This window comes from Enterobacter sp. 6722112, assembly GCF_058661685.1.
This window is the reverse complement of the sequence record NZ_JBZWGR010000005.1, coordinates 21,949-40,171: the sequence shown is the minus strand read 5'-3', so window position 1 is coordinate 40,171 and position 18,223 is coordinate 21,949. Positions and strand designations below refer to the sequence as shown.

17 protein-coding genes and 5 pseudogenes are annotated in these 18,223 nt (G+C 46.3%); 11 read left to right on the top strand and 11 right to left on the bottom strand.

What is annotated here, in order from left to right:
* Nucleotides 1-36: 36 nt before the first annotated feature.
* A pseudogene (locus AC4OVU_RS01195) lies at nucleotides 37-927 on the top strand (IS5 family transposase).
* A 174-nt stretch (nucleotides 928-1,101) separates the two neighbouring features.
* Here the strand turns inward: AC4OVU_RS01195 and AC4OVU_RS01190 are convergent.
* On the bottom strand, nucleotides 1,102-2,082 hold the full coding sequence (locus AC4OVU_RS01190; RefSeq protein WP_000019402.1) for an IS5-like element IS5 family transposase: 981 nt from the start codon (nucleotides 2,080-2,082) through the stop codon (nucleotides 1,102-1,104).
* A gap of 206 nt (nucleotides 2,083-2,288) precedes the next feature.
* On the opposite strand from AC4OVU_RS01190, the gene AC4OVU_RS01185 reads away from it, so the two are divergent.
* Genes AC4OVU_RS01185 through AC4OVU_RS01175 form a run of 3 tightly spaced genes read left to right on the top strand, consistent with a single transcriptional unit; the run spans nucleotide 2,289 to nucleotide 5,672 of the window.
* Entirely contained in the window at nucleotides 2,289-2,675 is a 387-nt protein-coding gene (locus AC4OVU_RS01185; protein ID WP_417928780.1) for a GtrA family protein, read from the top strand.
* Between the two features lie 11 nt (nucleotides 2,676-2,686).
* The gene (locus tag AC4OVU_RS01180) at nucleotides 2,687-3,658 is read left to right on the top strand and encodes a glycosyltransferase family 2 protein (protein WP_023312627.1); all 972 of its coding nucleotides are present in this window, start codon (nucleotides 2,687-2,689) and stop codon (nucleotides 3,656-3,658) included.
* A complete protein-coding gene (locus AC4OVU_RS01175) occupies nucleotides 3,648-5,672 on the top strand; it encodes a hypothetical protein (RefSeq protein ID WP_023312628.1) in 2,025 nt (674 codons plus the stop codon). Before AC4OVU_RS01180 ends, AC4OVU_RS01175 begins: the two co-directional genes overlap by 11 nt.
* 499 nt (nucleotides 5,673-6,171) lie before the next feature.
* Here the strand turns inward: AC4OVU_RS01175 and AC4OVU_RS01170 are convergent, their stop codons facing one another.
* Nucleotides 6,172-7,140, bottom strand: coding sequence for an IS5-like element IS903B family transposase (locus AC4OVU_RS01170; RefSeq protein ID WP_000654805.1), 969 nt, complete (start codon nucleotides 7,138-7,140; stop codon nucleotides 6,172-6,174).
* A gap of 713 nt (nucleotides 7,141-7,853) precedes the next feature.
* Here AC4OVU_RS01170 and AC4OVU_RS01165 point away from each other — a divergent pair.
* From AC4OVU_RS01165 to AC4OVU_RS01155, 3 genes and pseudogenes are all read left to right on the top strand, one after another.
* Complete coding sequence (locus AC4OVU_RS01165) at nucleotides 7,854-8,135, top strand: hypothetical protein (protein WP_080351366.1); 282 nt, start codon at nucleotides 7,854-7,856, stop codon at nucleotides 8,133-8,135.
* 281 nt (nucleotides 8,136-8,416) lie between these two features.
* Nucleotides 8,417-8,551, top strand: a pseudogene (locus AC4OVU_RS01160) (plasmid mobilization protein); the annotation flags it as partial.
* Between the two features lie 25 nt (nucleotides 8,552-8,576).
* The gene (locus AC4OVU_RS01155; RefSeq protein WP_491928594.1) at nucleotides 8,577-9,566 is read left to right on the top strand and encodes an IS5 family transposase; all 990 of its coding nucleotides are present in this window, start codon (nucleotides 8,577-8,579) and stop codon (nucleotides 9,564-9,566) included.
* 5 nt (nucleotides 9,567-9,571) lie between these two features.
* Here the strand turns inward: AC4OVU_RS01155 and AC4OVU_RS01150 are convergent, their stop codons facing one another.
* Together AC4OVU_RS01150 and AC4OVU_RS01145 are read right to left on the bottom strand one after the other, a co-directional pair.
* Nucleotides 9,572-9,874, bottom strand: coding sequence for a transposase (locus tag AC4OVU_RS01150; RefSeq protein WP_137055832.1), 303 nt, complete (start codon nucleotides 9,872-9,874; stop codon nucleotides 9,572-9,574).
* Nucleotides 9,875-10,359: 485 nt separating this feature from the next.
* Nucleotides 10,360-11,385, bottom strand: a complete 1,026-nt coding sequence (locus AC4OVU_RS01145) for an IS630 family transposase (RefSeq protein WP_040118421.1) — start codon at nucleotides 11,383-11,385, stop codon at nucleotides 10,360-10,362.
* A 307-nt stretch (nucleotides 11,386-11,692) separates the two neighbouring features.
* Here AC4OVU_RS01145 and repE point away from each other — a divergent pair, with 307 nt between their 5' ends.
* From repE to parM, 4 genes are all read left to right on the top strand, one after another.
* Nucleotides 11,693-12,448: a replication initiation protein RepE gene (gene repE / locus AC4OVU_RS01140; RefSeq protein WP_117121590.1), complete on the top strand. Its 756-nt coding sequence runs from the start codon at nucleotides 11,693-11,695 to the stop codon at nucleotides 12,446-12,448.
* A 982-nt stretch (nucleotides 12,449-13,430) separates the two neighbouring features.
* Nucleotides 13,431-14,063, top strand: coding sequence for a nucleotide-binding protein (locus tag AC4OVU_RS01135; RefSeq protein ID WP_087788156.1), 633 nt, complete (start codon nucleotides 13,431-13,433; stop codon nucleotides 14,061-14,063).
* Nucleotides 14,063-14,437, top strand: a complete 375-nt coding sequence (locus AC4OVU_RS01130) for a hypothetical protein (protein ID WP_017901448.1) — start codon at nucleotides 14,063-14,065, stop codon at nucleotides 14,435-14,437. Before AC4OVU_RS01135 ends, AC4OVU_RS01130 begins: the two co-directional genes overlap by 1 nt.
* 227 nt (nucleotides 14,438-14,664) lie before the next feature.
* A complete protein-coding gene (gene parM, locus AC4OVU_RS01125) occupies nucleotides 14,665-14,754 on the top strand; it encodes a plasmid segregation protein ParM domain-containing protein (RefSeq protein WP_071600444.1) in 90 nt (29 codons plus the stop codon).
* Between the two features lie 40 nt (nucleotides 14,755-14,794).
* Here parM and AC4OVU_RS01120 read toward each other — a convergent pair whose 3' ends face one another.
* The 7 genes and pseudogenes from AC4OVU_RS01120 to AC4OVU_RS01090 form a co-directional block, all read right to left on the bottom strand.
* Entirely contained in the window at nucleotides 14,795-15,727 is a 933-nt protein-coding gene (locus tag AC4OVU_RS01120) for an IS5 family transposase (RefSeq protein WP_491928593.1), read from the bottom strand.
* Nucleotides 15,654-15,962: pseudogene (locus tag AC4OVU_RS01115) on the bottom strand (integrase core domain-containing protein); the annotation flags it as partial. The gene AC4OVU_RS01120 and the pseudogene AC4OVU_RS01115, both read right to left, overlap by 74 nt.
* 16 nt (nucleotides 15,963-15,978) lie before the next feature.
* Nucleotides 15,979-16,821, bottom strand: a pseudogene (locus AC4OVU_RS01110) (IS110-like element ISEc21 family transposase); the annotation flags it as partial.
* Nucleotides 16,818-17,111 (bottom strand): annotated as a pseudogene (locus tag AC4OVU_RS01105) (IS66 family transposase); the annotation flags it as partial. The pseudogenes AC4OVU_RS01110 and AC4OVU_RS01105, both read right to left, overlap by 4 nt.
* 49 nt (nucleotides 17,112-17,160) lie before the next feature.
* Complete coding sequence (tnpB, locus tag AC4OVU_RS01100) at nucleotides 17,161-17,508, bottom strand: IS66 family insertion sequence element accessory protein TnpB (RefSeq protein ID WP_004114612.1); 348 nt, start codon at nucleotides 17,506-17,508, stop codon at nucleotides 17,161-17,163.
* Nucleotides 17,505-17,882 (bottom strand): IS66-like element accessory protein TnpA, encoded by a 378-nt coding sequence (gene tnpA, locus AC4OVU_RS01095; RefSeq protein ID WP_491928592.1) that lies wholly within the window; start codon nucleotides 17,880-17,882, stop codon nucleotides 17,505-17,507. Before tnpA ends, tnpB begins: the two co-directional genes overlap by 4 nt.
* A 163-nt stretch (nucleotides 17,883-18,045) precedes the next feature.
* Nucleotides 18,046-18,210, bottom strand: a complete 165-nt coding sequence (locus tag AC4OVU_RS01090; RefSeq protein ID WP_491928591.1) for a hypothetical protein — start codon at nucleotides 18,208-18,210, stop codon at nucleotides 18,046-18,048.
* Nucleotides 18,211-18,223 lie beyond the last annotated feature (13 nt).

The window sequence follows — 18,223 nt, the reverse complement described above, 5'->3', positions numbered from 1 at the left end:
TACGTTTCCCAAACCGACCCCTACAATAAAGCCCTCATCAACCGTGGCTCCATAACTTTCTGGCTGGATGATGAAGCTATTCAGGCCTGGTATTAGTCAGCAACACCTTCTTCACGAGGCAGACCTCAGCGCTATTCTGACCTTGCCATCACGACTGTGCTGGTCATTAAACGCGTATTCAGGCTGACCCTGCGCGCTGCGCAGGGCTTTATTGATTCCATTTTTACACTGATGAATGTTCCGTTGCGCTGCCCGGATTACACCAGTGTCAGCAAGCGCGCAAAGTCGGTTAATGTCAGTTTCAAAACGTTCACCCGGGGTGAAATCGCGCATCTGGTGATTGATTCCACCGGGCTGAAGGTCTTCGGTGAAGGCGAGTGGAAAGTCAAAAAACATGGCCAGGAACGCCGTCGTATATGGCGAAAGTTGCATCTGGCAGTTGACAGCAACACACATGAAATCATCTGTGCAGACCTGTCGCTGAACAATGTGACGGACTCAGAAGCCTTCCCGGGTCTTATCCGGCAGACTCACAGAAAAATCAGGGCAGCATCGGCAGACGGCGCTTACGACACCCGGCTCTGTCACGATGAACTGCGGCGTAAGAAAATCAGCACGCTTATCCCACCCCGAAAAGGCGCGGGTTACTGGCCCGGTGAATATGCAGACCGTAACCGTGCAGTGGCTAATCAGCGAATGACCGGGAGTAATGCGCGGTGGAAATGGACAACAGATTACAACCGTCGCTCGATAGCGGAAACGGCGATGTACCGGGTAAAACAGCTGTTCGGGGGTTCACTGACGCTGCGTGACTACGATGGTCAGGTTGCGGAGGCTATGGCCCTGGTACGAGCGCTGAACAAAATGACGAAAGCAGGTATGCCTGAAAACACAACCCGCTACGGGGGAGACTTACCCGAAATCTGATTTATTCAACAAAGCCACCCAGATCTAAGGAAGGTGCGAATAAGCGGGGAAATTCTTCTCGGCTGACTCAGTCATTTCATTTCTTCATGTTTGAGCCGATTTTTTCTCCCGTAAATGCCTTGAATCAGCCTATTTAGACCGTTTCTTCGCCATTTAAGGCGTTATCCCCAGTTTTTAGTGAGATCTCTCCCACTGACGTATCATTTGGTCCGCCCGAAACAGGTTGGCCAGCGTGAATAACATCGCCAGTTGGTTATCGTTTTTCAGCAACCCCTTGTATCTGGCTTTCACGAAGCCGAACTGTCGCTTGATGATGCGAAATGGGTGCTCCACCTTGGCCCGGATGCTGGCTTTCATGTATTCGATGTTGATGGCCGTTTTGTTCTTGCGTGGATGCTGTTTCAAGGTTCTTACCTTGCCGGGGCGCTCGGCGATCAGCCAGTCCACATCCACCTCGGCCAGCTCCTCGCGCTGTGGCGCCCCTTGGTAGCCGGCATCGGCTGAGACAAATTGCTCCTCTCCATGCAGCAGATTACCCAGCTGATTGAGGTCATGCTCGTTGGCCGCGGTGGTGACTAGGCTGTGGGTCAGGCCACTCTTGGCATCGACACCAATGTGGGCCTTCATGCCAAAGTGCCACTGATTGCCTTTCTTGGTCTGATGCATCTCCGGATCGCGTTGCTGCTCTTTGTTCTTGGTCGAGCTGGGTGCCTCAATGATGGTGGCATCGACCAAGGTGCCTTGAGTCATCATGACGCCTGCTTCGGCCAGCCAGCGATTGATGGTCTTGAACAATTGGCGGGCCAGTTGATGCTGCTCCAGCAGGTGGCGGAAATTCATGATGGTGGTGCGGTCCGGCAAGGCGCTATCCAGGGATAACCGGGCAAACAGACGCATGGAGGCGATTTCGTACAGAGCATCTTCCATCGCGCCATCGCTCAGGTTGTACCAATGCTGCATGCAGTGAATGCGTAGCATGGTTTCCAGCGGATAAGGTCGCCGGCCATTACCAGCCTTGGGGTAAAACGGCTCGATGACTTCCACCATGTTTTGCCATGGCAGAATCTGCTCCATGCGGGACAAGAAAATCTCTTTTCTGGTCTGACGGCGCTTACTGCTGAATTCACTGTCGGCGAAGGTAAGTTGATGACTCATGATGAATCCTGTTCCATGGCTCCAGATGACAAACATGATTTCATATCAGGGACTTGTTCGCACCTTCCCTAATCCAGGAGCTTTTTTGATTTCTCTTTATGCCTTATAATATCGCTCTAACCTTTAAGGAGATTGTCTATGGTTTTCTGTCATTTTCATCGAACATGCGTTCGTTCCATAAAAATGCATAACTTTCAATTGGTAAAATGGAGTTATTGGTGCTAACTAGTATTAAATCACAAGCTGTTAGGTATGTATTCGTTGGTTTGGCGAACACAGCTTTGACGGCAGCGGTTATATTCAGCTTGATGCAGTTCGGCGTTGGCATCTACCTATCTAATGTCTCCGGTTATGTCGCGGGCATTCTTTTTAGCTTCATTATGAACGTAAGATTCACATTCTCTACTTCATTGAGCTTAATAAAGTTCATCAAGTTCCTATCAGTCTGCGCAATTTGTTATATTTTTAATCTAGTAGCGATGAAATTCTTTTTAACACTCATGCCCCAGCATGTTTATACCGCGCAATTTATAGGCATGTTTTTTTACACAGTAATAGGTTTTATCCTTAATAAATTTTGGTCTATGAAATGAATGAGATTAATATGGACATTATGAAGTCAAAATCACCATCACTCGCAATTGTAGTGCCATGTTACAACGAAAAGGACGCGTTCCCTTTCTGTTTGGATGGTTTAACGTCAGTATTATCAAACCTCATTTCCAAAGGAAAGATTAGCGATAAGAGTTATATTCTTTTTGTAGATGATGGAAGCAGAGATGATACCTGGGAACAAATTAAGGCCGCATCCTGCAAAAATTCTTTTGTCCGAGGATTAAAATTATCAAGAAACCGAGGACACCAGATAGCCCTAATGGCGGGATTATCAAACGCTGATACAGACGTAACTGTTAGTATTGATGCAGACCTGCAAGATGATATAAGTTGCATTGAAAAAATGATCGACAAATACCACGAAGGATTTGAGATTGTTTATGGAGTACGCGATAACAGGGACAGTGATTCAGTCTTTAAAAGAACCACAGCAAATAAATTCTACTCGCTAATGAGTTGGTTAGGGGTAAATCAGGTTCCCAATCATGCGGATTTCAGACTACTGGGGCGCACTGCGCTTTCGGCTCTGAATAAGTTTAAAGAGCAAAATGTTTATTTAAGAGGGCTTATCCCCCTTCTTGGCTATAAATCTACTAATGTTTATTATAGTAGGGATGAAAGGGTCGCGGGCGAATCGAAGTATCCTTTAAAAAAAATGCTCTCGCTGGCGCTGGAAGGAATAACTTCCCTTACAATTACTCCATTGCGTATGATCGCTATGGCTGGCATTGTTACATGCTTAATATCATCAATTGCAGCCATCTATGCAGTCATTGAGAAATTGCAGGGGGACACTGTTGCTGGGTGGACTTCAGTCATGATTGCCATTTTCTTCCTTGGTGGTGTTCAAATGCTCTCTCTGGGTATTATTGGTGAGTATATTGGGAAAATTTATATGGAAAGTAAAAACAGGCCAAAATTCTTTATCGAAGAGAAAGCAGGTGGTGAAAATGAGATATAATAAGCCCCTATCAATTATTTTATTATTCATGATTTTGTTGGTGGTGGTTATCCAAACCAGCATATTTATAGCTCATGAACAGAACATTTACTATTGGGATTTCAATGGATACTGGAGAATGTGGGAAGAGTTTTGTGCCACATTCCCTAATGAGCCTATCAACTCAATAAGGACAGTCTTTCACTCTATTAGACATGATGACTATAACTCTCTTCCTGTCGCCATCACGTCATGGTTCTATCTTTTTAATTTACCTTCACGGCTGTCTTATATAACTTCATTGGCTGTGATGTATCTTTTCCCTACAGTAATACTCTTCCATTTACTGTGTAAACGTTTTTCTGATAATCACTCTTTTGGCTGGTTGTTACTTTCTTGCATTTTACCTTTAACCTTTGTGGCTTTTTGGGCCCCAACGCTTAAAGGATATCCTGATATATCAGGCTTAATCCCAATAATTGCTGCATTACTATATGTTTCGAGCAGTGATTTCGGTGATAAGGTTAAAATTAAAAAAGCCCTTGTGACTGGATTACTTCTGTGGTCTCCATTCTTATTGAGAAGATGGTACGCATATACGGTTGTATCATTGTATATATCATTACCTGTGCTTAATTATTTCCTCTACAATAATGCCAAGCATAGCTTTGGTCGCGTGGCCATCATTATCAAAAATTTTTTCGTTGCTGGTATTTTCTCCGTATTGCTTACCTTGATATTTCAGGGTGCATTAATTAAGAGAGTAATTGCAACTGACTACGCCACAATATATTCTGCTTATCAGTCCTCTCTCAGTCATTCCATTGAAAATCTTTATAATGATATCGGTTTATATCTATTCCCCTTTGTAATCATTGGATTGCTTTCCATTTTTCGGAGTAAAGACCGTAATGATAAAATCCTTATCATATTCTCAGCTTTTAACTTAGTATTTAGTTTTTTCTTATTTACAAGAACACAAAGCCCCGGCGTACAACACTGCCTTCCTTTTGCTCTTTGGGCGTTAATAATCGCCACCTTGGGATTAAAAACGTTATTGCATCTTGCTACCAGCAAAACTTATCAATATTCAATGCTCATTGCCGTCACTGGTTTATGTTTTTTTATTAACTACACTTCGCTATTTAGCGCAAAACAATATACAACGATTGACAAGTTGTTGCCTATCAAATCGTTGCCTATACACGTAGATAATTTCAACAATTACGTTACTCTCGTTAAAAATATTGAATCGCTTACACAGGGAAATGAAAAAGTCACGATACTTAGTTCAAGTTCAGTACTTAATGACGATATGATAAATACCATTTCCTACCGGAAATTAACAGGGAAAATAGCATATGCTTCTCAAGTTGATCTCAGAGATGGTATTAATATTGAATCTTTACTCTCGAAATATTTTGTTGTAGCGGATCCGATACAAACACACCTGACACCGGATGGGCAAAGGGTAATTACCATACCAGCAAATGAAATTCTTTCAGGTGACGGAATTGGTGCTGCTTTCAGGAGAATAGGCCCTGCCTATAAACTGTCGGATGGAGTTACTGCATACATTTATGAACGAACGCGTTCCTATACCGATAAAGAGATTAAAAACTTTTTTTCACTTTTCTACAAGCATTACCCTCAATGGGAACAAGTATATGGGAAAGGGCTTTACTATCCGTTTCTTTCAGCAAGTGTAGTTGTTGGTGATACCTGGGGTAAATTTACCATCTCCGATAATGGTGAAATCGATGCCCATCCAGGAGACAACACCCCTACCACAGCGAAATGGATACTAACTGGAGTTAACACGCTTGTTTTTGACTCTTACAACACGACGTGTAGTAATGCTGATGGTGTGGACATAAAAATTAGCAACGATGAAGGAAAATCTAGTAATGTTTATATTAAAAACGGCAGTAGTGGAATCATGGATGTTGAGGAATTTTCAGGTAAAGAATCAACCATTGAAATTCTCAAACACGAATACTCTGCTTGTGACTCTATTAAAATAACCGCAAAATAACTCCTACCCCCTTACTTAAATAAGGGGGTATTCTCTCAGTTTACTGTAGATATATTCTCACTCAGTTAATAAATATCATCACAAACCAATACATCACATCTATCTAATTATACCCGGTATATATTTTATCTAAAATAGTTCCCCTCCGCCATCAACTCAATACAACAAATCGCATCCTGTCGGCATACTCATTCTATTTGCCACTACTAATTTTTAAATCATAATACAGCTCGCTTAATCATTTTATTCAGTTTTGCGTCGCACCGGCAGAAGCTTCCCCGAGAATAACGCGATATCCAGCACGCCGAAGAGAGGCCATGAGGCGCAATCACGATATCCTCATCATAGACGATATGATCATACTGACGGAGTCCCCTTAAATCGAGGCTGTTTAACGCGCTACGCCGGGAGGTCTTGTTTCACGGATAGGGCAGACGCTCACCGGCTTTGTTGAATAAATCAGATTTCGGGTAAGTCTCCCCCGTAGCGGGTTGTGTTTTCAGGCAATACGCACGCTTTCAGGCATACCTGCTTTCGTCATTTTGTTCAGCGCTCGTACCAGGGCCATAGCCTCTGCAACCTGACCATCGTAGTCACGCAGTGTCAGTGAACCTCCGAACAGCTGTTTTACCCGGTACATCGCCGTTTCCGCTATCGAGCGACGGTTATAATCTGTTGTCCATTTCCACCGCGCATTACTCCCGGTCATTCGCTGATTAGCCACTGCACGGTTACGGTCTGCATATTCACCGGGCCAGTAACCCGCACCTTTTCGGGGTGGGATAAGGGCGCTGATTTTCTTACGCCGCAGTTCATCGTGACAGAGCCGGGTGTCGTAAGCGCCGTCTGCCGATGCTGCCCTGATTTTTCTGTGAGTCTGCCGGATAAGACCCGGGAAGGCTTCTGAGTCCGTCACATTGTTCAGCGACAGGTCTGCACAGATGATTTCATGTGTGTTGCTGTCAACTGCCAGATGCAACTTTCGCCATATACGACGGCGTTCCTGGCCATGCTTTTTGACTTTCCATTCGCCTTCACCAAAGACCTTCAGCCCGGTGGAATCAATCACCAGATGCGCGATTTCACCCCGGGTGAACGTTTTGAAACTGACATTAACCGACTTTGCGCGCTTGCTGACACTGGTGTAATCCGGGCAGCGCAACGGAACATTCATCAGTGTAAAAATGGAATCAATAAAACCCTGCGCAGCGCGCAGGGTCAACCTGAACACGCGTTTAATGACCAGAACGGTGGTGATGGCAAGGTCAGAATAGCGCTGAGGTCTGCCTCGTGAAGAAGGTGTTGCTGACTCATACCAGGCCTGAATAGCTTCATCATCCAGCCAGAAAGTTATGGAGCCACGGTTGATGAGGGCTTTATTGTAGGTGGGCCAGTTGGTGATTTTGAACTTTTGCTTTGCCACGGAACGGTCTGCGTTGTCGGGAAGATGCGTGATCTGATCCTTCAACTCAGCAAAAGTTCGATTTATTCAACAAAGCCGATCTGATCCTTCAACTCAGCAAAAGTTCGATTTATTCAACAAAGCCACTCAAATTCGATATATCCGCTGTCAGGAATGAATCATTTGCAAACAGTAGTTCTTATAAAGGTTAGCTAACCAAATTAATAAGTCATCTACAACCCTCTGTTATTTACATTTTGTTTCATTTTATTTATTGCTATTTAGTTTAGCTAAACAATCTATTTCATCATGTATAATCTGTGTATTTACCCATAGATTCTGTTGATAATATTGTGCATAACTTGTTTGTTTATTTTTTATTATATGACATATGAGGTACGCTTTTATGACATATGAGGTACGCTTTCATGACATATGAGGTACGCTTTCATGACATTTGAGGTACAGATATAATTTAAAATTCTCATAATAAACAAATAAATATATCACTTTTCCACCTCCCTCTAACCTGATCTTTAACCTTATATATAACCAAAAAGATTAAAGGAATTATTAAAACCTTAGTGTCATTCAGAAATTGGTCAATAAAACCAATTTCATATGAAGTAAGAACCCGATGAATAAAAACCCTGTTGACATTATTCTTTTTGGCAGTAAGTTTTAATTATTCTCAATTCATAACGTTGGTTAGCAAACTTTAGCGCCTAAAATTTTAGCCGCTAAAATCCTCAAATTTCTACTGAGAGATGGGTTCTTCGATGAAATCAGTTATGCCAGAACTTATAACCGTTGAAGAGTTGGCTTTTGCATTAAAGAAAACTGTAAAAAGTATCCGCAGTGATGCAACGCGAAATCCAAAATGTCTTCCACCAAGATGCCGTCTTCCCGGTAATAAACGTCTTCTCTGGCGTAGAGAGGATGTTAAGGACTGGATAGATAAATCTGTAGAGTCAAAGACAGAAAATGACGATATAGCGAAAGAGATAAATAGGGTTCAAAGGAAACGTGGCAGGCCGCTAAAACCCAAGCCGCGAGAATAAAAATATTCCTTGGGGTATTCAGATAAGTTTCCTTTCAATAAACACATATGCTGCACACTTTTACACGACTAATACTGCACAAATGCTTTACGAAAACACACTGAGTACACAGGAATACACAATACGTACACAGATTCACAACGGCAAATGTAGGGCAGGACATGTAAAGTAGGCCCACCGTAAACGGTGCTTCTACTTTACCTTCCCTTATTCGCAGCTGAGCTGCTCAACGGAGTCCTGCTCTGCGAGGCTGATCGGCTACCGCCTGTATGGAGAATGATATGACCGTTTCTCAGACTAGAAAAAATAGTACACCAATTAAAGTTTATTGTTTGCCAGATGAAAAAGCGCAAATCCAGGAAAATGCAGAAGCATCTGGCTTAAGTGTAGCGAGTTTCATTCGTAAAGTGGCTTTGTTGAATAAATCGAACTTTTGCTGAGTTGAAGGATCAGAGCACGTATCTTCCCGACAACGCAGACCGTTCCGTGGCAAAGCAAAAGTTCAAAATCACCAACTGGCCCACCTACAATAAAGCCCTCATCAACCGTGGCTCCATAACTTTCTGGCTGGATGATAAAGCTATTCAGGCCTGGTATGAGTCAGCAACACCTTCTTCACGAGGCAGACCTCAGCGCTATTCTGATCTCGCCATCACCACCGTTCTGGTCATTAAACGCGTGTTCAGGTTGACCCTGCGGGCTGCACAGGGTTTTATTGATTCCATTTTTACACTGATGAATGTTCCGTTGCGCTGCCCGGATTACACCAGTGTCAGCAAGCGCGCAAAGTCGGTTAATGTCAGTTTCAAAACGTTCACCCGGGGTGAAATCGCGCATCTGGTGATTGATTCCACCGGGCTGAAGGTCTTTGGTGAAGGCGAATGGAAAGTCAAAAAACATGGCCAGGAACGCCGTCGTATATGGCGAAAGTTGCATCTGGCAGTTGACAGCAACACACATGAAATCATCTGTGCAGACCTGTCGCTGAACAATGTGACGGACTCAGAAGCCTTCCCGGGTCTTATCCGGCAGACTCACAGAAAAATCAGGGCAGCATCGGCAGACGGCGCTTACGACACCCGGCTCTGTCACGATGAACTGCGGCGTAAGAAAATCAGCGCGCTTATCCCTCCCCGAAAAGGTGCGGGTTACTGGCCCGGTGAATATGCAGACCGTAACCGTGCAGTGGCTAATCAGCGAATGACCGGGAGTAATGCGCGGTGGAAATGGACAACAGATTACAACCGTCGCTCGATAGCGGAAACGGCGATGTACCGGGTAAAACAGCTGTTCGGGGGTTCACTGACGCTGCGTGACTACGATGGTCAGGTTGCGGAGGCTATGGCCCTGGTACGAGCGCTGAACAAAATGACGAAAGCAGGTATGCCTGAAAACACAACCCGCTACGGGGGAGACTTACCCGAAATCTGATTTATTCAACAAAGCCGTGCCGCAGCAGCTACAGGTTGTGACCGGGGGGAGGTTGCAGGGACAACATCTTCGGCATCAAGTGTTATCGGGAGCAGCTCAGGCACGTTGTTTTCTGTTGTTGAAGGAGGACGTAGTTTTCCTTCGCGCCAGTACTGGCGCCACTTGAACAACAAATTATCGTTGATCCCATGCTCACGAGCGAGTTGCGCTACGGAGATCTCTGGTCGATGCGAGAGTTCAACCATTTTGATTTTGAACACAACGGGATAATTAGGGCTTTTTTTACGCACTGCGGTTAATGATTTCATGGATAGCGTCCACCATATTTGGTGTCCACTATCCTCTCAGGAATATCAGGATCTGCCAGACGACGCTTACCATTATCGTAAAACTCCGCATTATTAATTTCAGGTGTGTGACTCAGGGGCCTTAGTCCCCCTTTTACAGGAAGTAGTGTTCTGTCACGACGGGAGCCAGGGTTAATAAAAACGATTCGAGTATGTCTGCAGGGACGATAGAAATCTTCGTGGGGGTTGTCTCGCAGTAGTGGGTACCTGAGAGCGTCTCGGGGGATTAGTATCTTCCGGCCACGGATGTGTTCGAGCCAGCAGTGCTCGCCGCAGCCGAGCGACAGGGCGAAGCCCCGAGTGAGCGAGGAAGCACCAGGGAAGAATACTTTGTATATTCTGCTGACGCTCAATGCCTGAAAAATCATCTCACCTAGGGGTTATCCACTTATCCACGGGGATATTTTTATAAGATCTTTTTTAATAGTTGTTATACCCAATAAACCTCAAGATGCAGGTTTGAGCACCTGAAAATGATCGTTAATTCGGGACGTCAGAAAACCCGCTATCCCCGGTAACGTATGGCTGAAAAATTCAGATATTGCATCCCTGAACTCCCTGCTGTTGCTGAAGTAGCGGTTATTCCGGGCATGTTCGTTCATTAACTTCCACATTCGTTCTATCGGATTCAGGTTCGGGCTGTACGGCGGGAGGTAATGAAGTTTTATATTTACCACCTCCGCCCAGTCTTTCACTAACTGTGAACGGTGATAACCAGCACCATCCAGAATAACATGAACTTTCTGCTGATAATCTGGATAAATTTTACGTATCTCATTGAAAAAACGAGATACGTTGTATTCATTAACCGTTTTATATTCGCAGATTAGCGGATGTTCCGGGGCCTTCAGATTCAGCGCCCCCATGATATTCAGCCGTGTACGACTACCTGTTGTTTTTACCGCTTTTCTCTGGCCTTTACGTATCCAGCCATAACCTATTTTGGTGGCCTGAGTCGGATGGACAGCATCAATAAAAAGAACCGGTTCATCACCTGCGGTGGCTTTGAGTTCCTCATAATATTCAATGAATTGCTTTTGTTTCTCTTCACTGAATTTATGCGGGACGCCTGACGGTTTTTTATAGGTGAAGCCGTTCCGGTGCAGCCACTTATTCATTCCCGGAATGCTGAAAACGATGTTCCATGTCCGCGCGACAAACGCGACAATATCACGGGTATGGTAAAATAAATTGTCGGATAAGTGGCTGATTAAAAAAGCCGTTTGTTCAGCGCTGAGTTTGCTGTCTGAGCCGCCATTTTCGGGCTTCAGCTTGCCTTTGTTCAGAAACTCGCTGATATGGTGGTCAACAGTAGTCTGATGCAGGCGTAAAGCCTGAGCGATCATGGCCGAACTCCAGCCCTCGGAGGCCAGAAGAATGGCTTTAATGCGATCGCAAACGCGCTTATCACGACTGGAGTCATGAAGACGCTCAAGTTCAGCTTTTTGTTGGTCAGTGATAAAGATTTTCATGGGGACAGCATGATCTCCTGTTGCTGAAAAATCAAGCGTCTTCAATGATCACGGGTATAGATCTTTATTTTTAGAATGCCCACAGACCTTTATCCATGCGGGTTCCAGAGAGGGATCTGTGACAAACCGCCCTTTCAGTGTGACAAATCACCCTCAAATAGCCGTCCTTTCTGTGACAAGTTGCCCTTAACTCTGTGACAAATTGCCCTCAGGAAGCATTGCTTTTCACAAAGTTATCCCTCCCTGTTGACTCTGTATTATAAAGTGTGACAATCTTAAAACCTGTCACACTTCACATGGACCTGTCATGGCGGAAATAGCGGTTATAAACCATAAAAAACGTAAAAATAGTCCGCGGATTGTCCAGTCAAATGAGCTGACTGAAGCGGCATATAGTCTCTCCAGGGATCAAAAGCGTATGCTGTATCTGTTCGTTGACCAGATCAGAAAATCCGACGGCTCCCTGCAGGAACATGACGGTATCTGCGAAATTCACGTTGCTAAATACGCTGAAACATTCGGACTGACCTCCGCTGAAGCCAGTAAGGATATACGACAGGCTTTAAAAGGTTTTGCGGGTAAGGAAGTGGTTTTCTATCGCCCTGAAGAGGATGCCGGCAATGAAAAAGGGTATGAATCCTTTCCCTGGTTTATCAAACGTGCGCACAGTCCATCCAGAGGGCTTTATAGCGTACATATCAACCCATATCTCATTCCCTTCTTCATCGGGCTACAGAACCGGTTTACGCAGTTCCGGCTCAGTGAAACAAAAGAGATTACCAATCCGTATGCCATGCGTTTATACGAATCCCTGTGTCAGTACCGTAAACCTGATGGCTCTGGTGTCGTGTCCCTGAAAATCGACTGGATCATGGAGCGCTACCAGCTACCTCAAAGTTATCAGCGTATGCCGGATTTTCGGCGCCGTTTCCTGCAGGCAAGTGTTGATGAGATCAATAGCCGGACACCTATGCGCCTCTCTTACATCGAGAAAAAGAAAGGCCGCCAGACGACTCATATTGTATTTTCCTTCCGTGATATCACCTCGATGACAACAGAATAGCCTGAGGGTTATCTGTCACAGATTTGAGGGTGGTTCGTCACATTTGATCTGGAAGGTTGAGGGTGATTTGTCACAGTTTTGCTGTTCCCTCCCTTGCATCCTGCGCTTACTCATAGTTTTTTTGGCTGTAACCGGTAGTGGAGCCAGAATTGAGGGCAATTTGTCACCCTATCCTGAGGGTAGTTTGTCACAGTTAAATGAGTGCAGTTTGTCACACTAGATTTTCCCCTCTTCCAGTTAGTCATATGACATGAGGGCAAGTTCGACATAATTAATGATGGCAGATTGTCACATTTGTTGCCCTGAACACGCTATCTGTGTGTGCCTATACATGTGGTGTTTCACGAAGCCCTGGCCGTCCACGAAGTTGACCTGTTTCCCACAGTCCGGGCCGTCCGCGAAGTTGACCTGTTCCCCACAGAGGATGGAAAACTCTTCTTGTGCTGAGCGTAAGAACTATCTGCCGGAACGGTTCCTCTTCGCTTCCTCGCCAGTTCGCTCGCTACGCTCGGTTACATGGCTGCGGCGAGCGCTGCCTGATTCTAATAGCAATCTTTCAGCATGCTAGCAGCAATAAAATAGATTGCTGCTAGCATGCTTCATGCAGCCGTCGGGGCTTATAATGACGTAGTTTCCAGACAGTGATTTTCTAGCGCTCGGCTCATGTTGTGATGTCTGCGTGATTGCTGCTTTCTTGCCGCTATATTGCCGATTTATCGATACAATCCTCAGTGAGCTCTCATTGATTATTGCTGCAAGATTGCATAAAGCTTGCTGCTTTCGTTATCCTTAACTTGTCACAAGTATTCGGCTGTCAATTCCTCCAGTCTTCTGAATAGCAAGATTTAATCTTGCTGCTAGATTTTTGATTATTGCAATCTTGCTGCAAGCTGTTATCTTGTTCAGGAAGAGTTACTTTCCTAACCTCAATCAGGTTTATACTAATGTTTGCTGCAAGATAGCAGCAAGTAAAGGGGGCTAGATGGCCTGGATAGTTGGTTTTATTTCCCAGAAAGGTGGTGTGGGCAAAAGCACTAAGGCGAGAGCGTTAGCGCGTGAAGCATCCGCCTGTGGCATCAAAACAAAATTAGCTGACCTCGACCTGGAACAGGCAACGAGTGCTGAGTGGCACCGCCGACGTCTGTCAACTGGTTTACCACCGGTTGCTTCAGTCGAAGTATTTTCAACAGCAAAGCAGGCCATAGAATCTGCCGGCGAGTTTGATCTTCTCATTCTTGATGGACCAGCTCGTGCAAGCAAAGGGACTTCGGAAATTGCTAAGGTGGCCGACCTTATCGTCCAGCCAACGGGGGCTTCCCTTGACGATCTTGTCCCGGCAATTAAAGTTTTCAACGCGCTGGTAAAAGAAGGCGTGCCACGTTCAAAACTGGTCTTTGCTTTAAGCCGTGTAGGTACCGAAGCGGAAGAGCTAGATGCTCGTGCATATATCAGTGAGGCGGGTTATGAAACTTTAGCTGGATGTCTTTTTGAGAAGCCAGCTTACAGAAAAGCGATGAACTCAGGACTTGCAGTGACAGAAACACGCTATAAAGGTTTAAACGAGAGAGCTGATGAACTTATCCAGGCGCTCATCGATAAGATTGGAGAAGAGTAATGGCTGATGCATCAAAACTTAAAACTAAAAGAGCCCGTGGTGGGCTGGGTGTACCCCCAGGCCCTGACGAAGTGGCTACCAGCCTGAACGCGCCTGAGATAGCTCCTGCAGTCGCTGCCACTGATGTACAGATACAGCAGGCGGACTTATCGCCAGTGCACCATGATCCTGTGGGTACACAAACAGTGACCGAGGCATATACCCGCCGCGATGGCCGTTCTGCCAGAAAAACAAACAGGACGCTGGCATTTGCAACACGTGTCACACCTGCTTTCGACCAGGAGATCAGGGATATCGCAGAGCGTGAGGGGTTGAAACTGGTGGAAGTTCTGGAAAAAGCAGTTGAGGCATATAAGGAAAAACAGGGATACTAATCCGGAATGCAGCAATCTTGCTGCATTCTTTTTACCGTTGCAATCTTGCAGCAAGATTTATGCTAGCTAAATGCTAGATTGCTGCAAGATAAATGATATAATACTCAAACTGAGTAATTAAACGACCCGGTGAAGTACGCAGTTTGAGTGCTTACCTGCGGTTTATGAACGTATTTACTCAATGTGAGTAGTTATGGGGTGAAGGTGAATACTCAAACTGAGTATCAATGGAGATAGGTATGAAAATTTTTTGCGATGATGGTTCTACAAACGTGAAACTTGCCTGGTTTGAAGGGAAGACGGGCTTTGTTGAATAAATAAGATTTCGTGCGAACGACCCTGTAGCTGGCTGGATTTTCAGGCAATACGCACGCTTTCAGGCATACCTGCTTTCGTCATTTTGTTCAGCGCTCGTACCAGGGCCATAGCCTCCGCAACCTGACCATCGTAGTCACGCAGCGTCAGTGAACCCCCGAACAGCTGTTTTACCCGGTACATCGCCGTTTCCGCTATCGAGCGACGGTTGTAATCTGTTGTCCATTTCCACCGCGCATTACTCCCGGTCATTCGCTGATTAGCCACTGCACGGTTACGGTCTGCATATTCACCGGGCCAGTAACCCGCGCCTTTTCGGGGTGGGATAAGCGTGCTGATTTTCTTACGCCGCAGTTCATCGTGACAGAGCCGGGTGTCGTAAGCGCCGTCTGCCGATGCTGCCCTGATTTTTCTGTGAGTCTGCCGGATAAGGCCCGGGAAGGCTTCTGAGTCCGTGACGTTATTCAGCGACAGGTCTGCACAGACAACTTCATGTGTGTTGCTGTCAACAGCAAGATGCAACTTTCGCCAGATACGACGGCGTTCCTGGCCATGCTTTTTGACTTTCCATTCGCCTTCACCGAAGACCTTCAGCCCGGTGGAATCAATTACCAGGTGTGCGATTTCACCCCGGGTGAACGTTTTGAAACTGACATTAACCGACTTTGCCCGCTTACTGACACTGGTGTAATCCGGGCAGCGCAACGGAACGTTCATCAGGGCAAAAATGGAATCAATAAAACCCTGCGCAGCCCGCAGGGTCAGCCGGAATACGCGTTTAATCACCAGAACGGTGGTGATGGCGAGATCAGAATAGCGCTGGGGCCTTCCCCGTGATGAAGGCGTTGCCGACTCATACCAGGCCTGAATCGCCCCATCATCCAGCCAGAAAGTGAAGTGGTCAACAAAAACTGGCCACCGCGTTAGAGTTTTTCCAGTATCGGTTTTCTGATTCGTTTGGCGGTAACCCACCATTATATTCGTGCGGTCTTAGTGCGCTGTAATATCCAACGATATAGTCCGTTATTGCGTGAGCTGCATCGCTGAAGCTTACATAGCCCGTCGCCGGCACCCATTCGTTCTTCAGACTCCTGAAGAAGCGCTCCATTGGGCTGTTATCCCAGCAGTTTCCACGCCGACTCATACTCTGCCTGATCCGGTATCGCCACAGTAACTGCCGGAACTGCCTGCTCGTATAATGGCTGCCTTGGACGCCCTTCTAAGAGTCAAGCTGTTATCGGGATACTGTTGATCCGCCTGTTTTGATTGCGCAGTAACGTGTAAACTTCGCGGGAGATATATCGCTTTAGACAGCGTATCGCTTCCATTTTTGTATGTCCTTCGGCTACACGCCTGGCGACATATTCCTTTGTTTTTGCGTCAGTTCGTAAGCGTCCGATGGCGATGATGTGAAGTGCACTATTTGCAGCACGATCTCCACCACGATTAAGTCGGTAACGGTTCGTTTTTCCAGAAGAAACGGGGACCGGGCTGACACCACACAGTGCCGCAAATCCTGATTCTGATCTTAACCGTTGAGGATTGTCTCCGGCAGTGATCAGCAACTGTGAAGCGCTTTCGTATCCGATAGCATTACGTTTAATCAGCTCAGGTGCCAACTCGTCGACAATTGCCGCAATCATGACATCCAGATCAGCGATTTCGTCATGTAACTCGAGATAGCGTCGGGCAAGGGACTTTAATGAAATGCGATAAACGTTGGTTACATTGCGGTATTCACTGGCATCAGGTCTCCAGGAACCCAGGGTCCTGATGAGCTGCATGCGCGTCATATTTCTGAGCTGTTCACGTAATTCATCCGGGGCAGAGATAATATTTGAATGGATAATCTGGAGAGCGACTCTGCGGGCTGATATTGCTGTTTTTCGGCAAGTTTTTAATACCCGCAGGGACTCAATCATGCCATCACGCGTTTTGGGAGTAACTGTCCTGATGCCTGAGAATGCTGCATGAGCGGCACATTCAGCATCAATTGTGTCACTTTTACCCCGTTTGCGTCGCTCCATCCGGTCTGGAGCAGTCACCTCAAGAACTTCTAACCCGGCGTGCGGGTCTGACGCAGAGTGCGCTGTACTGCCGGGTCATCCACCCGACCGGTCAGCGTATCGCTCTCTTTCTGAAGCCGGTTCAGATCGGCTTCCATTTGTGCGATACGGCGGGAGACTTTTTCGGAACGGCTGCCGAAGTTCATCCGGCGAAGTTTATCCAGCTGCGCCTGCAGATGGTCTATTTCGCGCTCCCGGTCTGCCAGCTTTTCCAGCAGGGCACGGTTCAGCACTTCCTGTTCGGCAAGGCGCTGTTTCAGCAGAAGGATGTCGTCAGAAGAGATGTCATTCATAAGCCAGCATTTTACCAGGCTTATTCTGCGACAACCAGGATAAAGAAGCCTACAGCATGGTCAGGGAGGTCAGCAACCGCTTCGGCTGTCGCCAGTCGATGCCTTCCAGCAGCATTGCCAGCTGCGCCGGGGTCAGGAACACTTTGCCATCGCGAGCTGACGGCCAGGCGAAGCGCCCGCGCTCCAGCCGTTTGGTCAGCAGGCACAGCCCGTCGCCGGTGGACCACAGAAGTTTAACCTGACTGCCGCTGCGGCCCCGGAAGATGAAGACATGGCCGGACATCGGTTCGTCTTTCAGCGCCGTCTGCACTTTTGCAGCCAGCCCGTTGAAGCCGTTTCTCATATCGGTAATACCGGCAACCAGCCAGATTTTTGTGCCTGTTGGTAGCGGGATCATCGCTTCAGTTCCTGTATCAGCAGAGTCAGAAGCTTTTCGCTGACAGTGCCGTTGAGGCGGAGTGTCCCGTGCCGGAACGTTATCTCACAGCAGATGCTGAGCTCTGAGTCCTCAGCGGGCGGTTCTGGTTGTACGGCGGTGGCATCGAGAGTCACAGGAAGTAACTGAGGACTCTCAGAGGAAGGTAATAGCAGCTTTCCCTCGCGCCACTGCTGGCGCCATTTAAAGAGCAGATTGGCATTAATGCCATTTTCAAGCGCCAGTTTTGAGATGGATATCCCGGGTTCGCAGGAGGCAGCAACGAGTTGCTGTTTAAACTCAGGAGAATAATTAGGGCAGCCTTTACGCCTGCCGGGAGTCATATTTTTCTGCATATCTGACACTTTGGTTCCCACTACTTATTTGGTGGACACCACTTTGTCGGATGCTTCAGATTATGACCAGACGGTTCACGCTGTACGCTTACATTTATTCAACAAAGCCACTGAGAACAAATCGCGCGCTTCCAACTGCTTTTTAGACCCGGAAAAAATAGCTTCAGCAGGCGTACCTATTAAAAATTCTTTTAATTTTTTTCTGGTCAACGTTACAGGCCCAGTGAATAACTTCTTCCATAGTTACTGTGCTGTATAGGCTGTGAAGTTTTTTCGAAACTTCACTAAAAATAAGACGTCCATAGCCGAACCATTCTTCAGTAGCCATATCATGGCTTTCC

Excerpts from the sequence above, each read along its gene's own strand:
- AC4OVU_RS01190 (WP_000019402.1), bottom strand. The coding sequence starts at position 2,082 with ATGAGTCATCAACTTACCTTCGCCGACAGTGAATTCAGCAGTAAGCGC.
- AC4OVU_RS01185 (WP_417928780.1), top strand. The coding sequence starts at position 2,289 with ATGGAGTTATTGGTGCTAACTAGTATTAAATCACAAGCTGTTAGGTAT.
- AC4OVU_RS01180 (WP_023312627.1), top strand. The coding sequence starts at position 2,687 with ATGGACATTATGAAGTCAAAATCACCATCACTCGCAATTGTAGTGCCA.
- AC4OVU_RS01175 (WP_023312628.1), top strand. The coding sequence starts at position 3,648 with ATGAGATATAATAAGCCCCTATCAATTATTTTATTATTCATGATTTTG.
- AC4OVU_RS01165 (WP_080351366.1), top strand. The coding sequence starts at position 7,854 with ATGAAATCAGTTATGCCAGAACTTATAACCGTTGAAGAGTTGGCTTTT.
- AC4OVU_RS01150 (WP_137055832.1), bottom strand. The coding sequence starts at position 9,874 with ATGAAATCATTAACCGCAGTGCGTAAAAAAAGCCCTAATTATCCCGTT.
- AC4OVU_RS01145 (WP_040118421.1), bottom strand. The coding sequence starts at position 11,385 with ATGAAAATCTTTATCACTGACCAACAAAAAGCTGAACTTGAGCGTCTT.
- repE (WP_117121590.1), top strand. The coding sequence starts at position 11,693 with ATGGCGGAAATAGCGGTTATAAACCATAAAAAACGTAAAAATAGTCCG.
- AC4OVU_RS01135 (WP_087788156.1), top strand. The coding sequence starts at position 13,431 with ATGGCCTGGATAGTTGGTTTTATTTCCCAGAAAGGTGGTGTGGGCAAA.
- AC4OVU_RS01130 (WP_017901448.1), top strand. The coding sequence starts at position 14,063 with ATGGCTGATGCATCAAAACTTAAAACTAAAAGAGCCCGTGGTGGGCTG.
- parM (WP_071600444.1), top strand. The coding sequence starts at position 14,665 with ATGGAGATAGGTATGAAAATTTTTTGCGATGATGGTTCTACAAACGTG.
- AC4OVU_RS01120 (WP_491928593.1), bottom strand. The coding sequence starts at position 15,727 with ATGGTGGGTTACCGCCAAACGAATCAGAAAACCGATACTGGAAAAACT.
- tnpB (WP_004114612.1), bottom strand. The coding sequence starts at position 17,508 with ATGATCCCGCTACCAACAGGCACAAAAATCTGGCTGGTTGCCGGTATT.
- tnpA (WP_491928592.1), bottom strand. The coding sequence starts at position 17,882 with ATGCAGAAAAATATGACTCCCGGCAGGCGTAAAGGCTGCCCTAATTAT.
- AC4OVU_RS01090 (WP_491928591.1), bottom strand. The coding sequence starts at position 18,210 with ATGGCTACTGAAGAATGGTTCGGCTATGGACGTCTTATTTTTAGTGAA.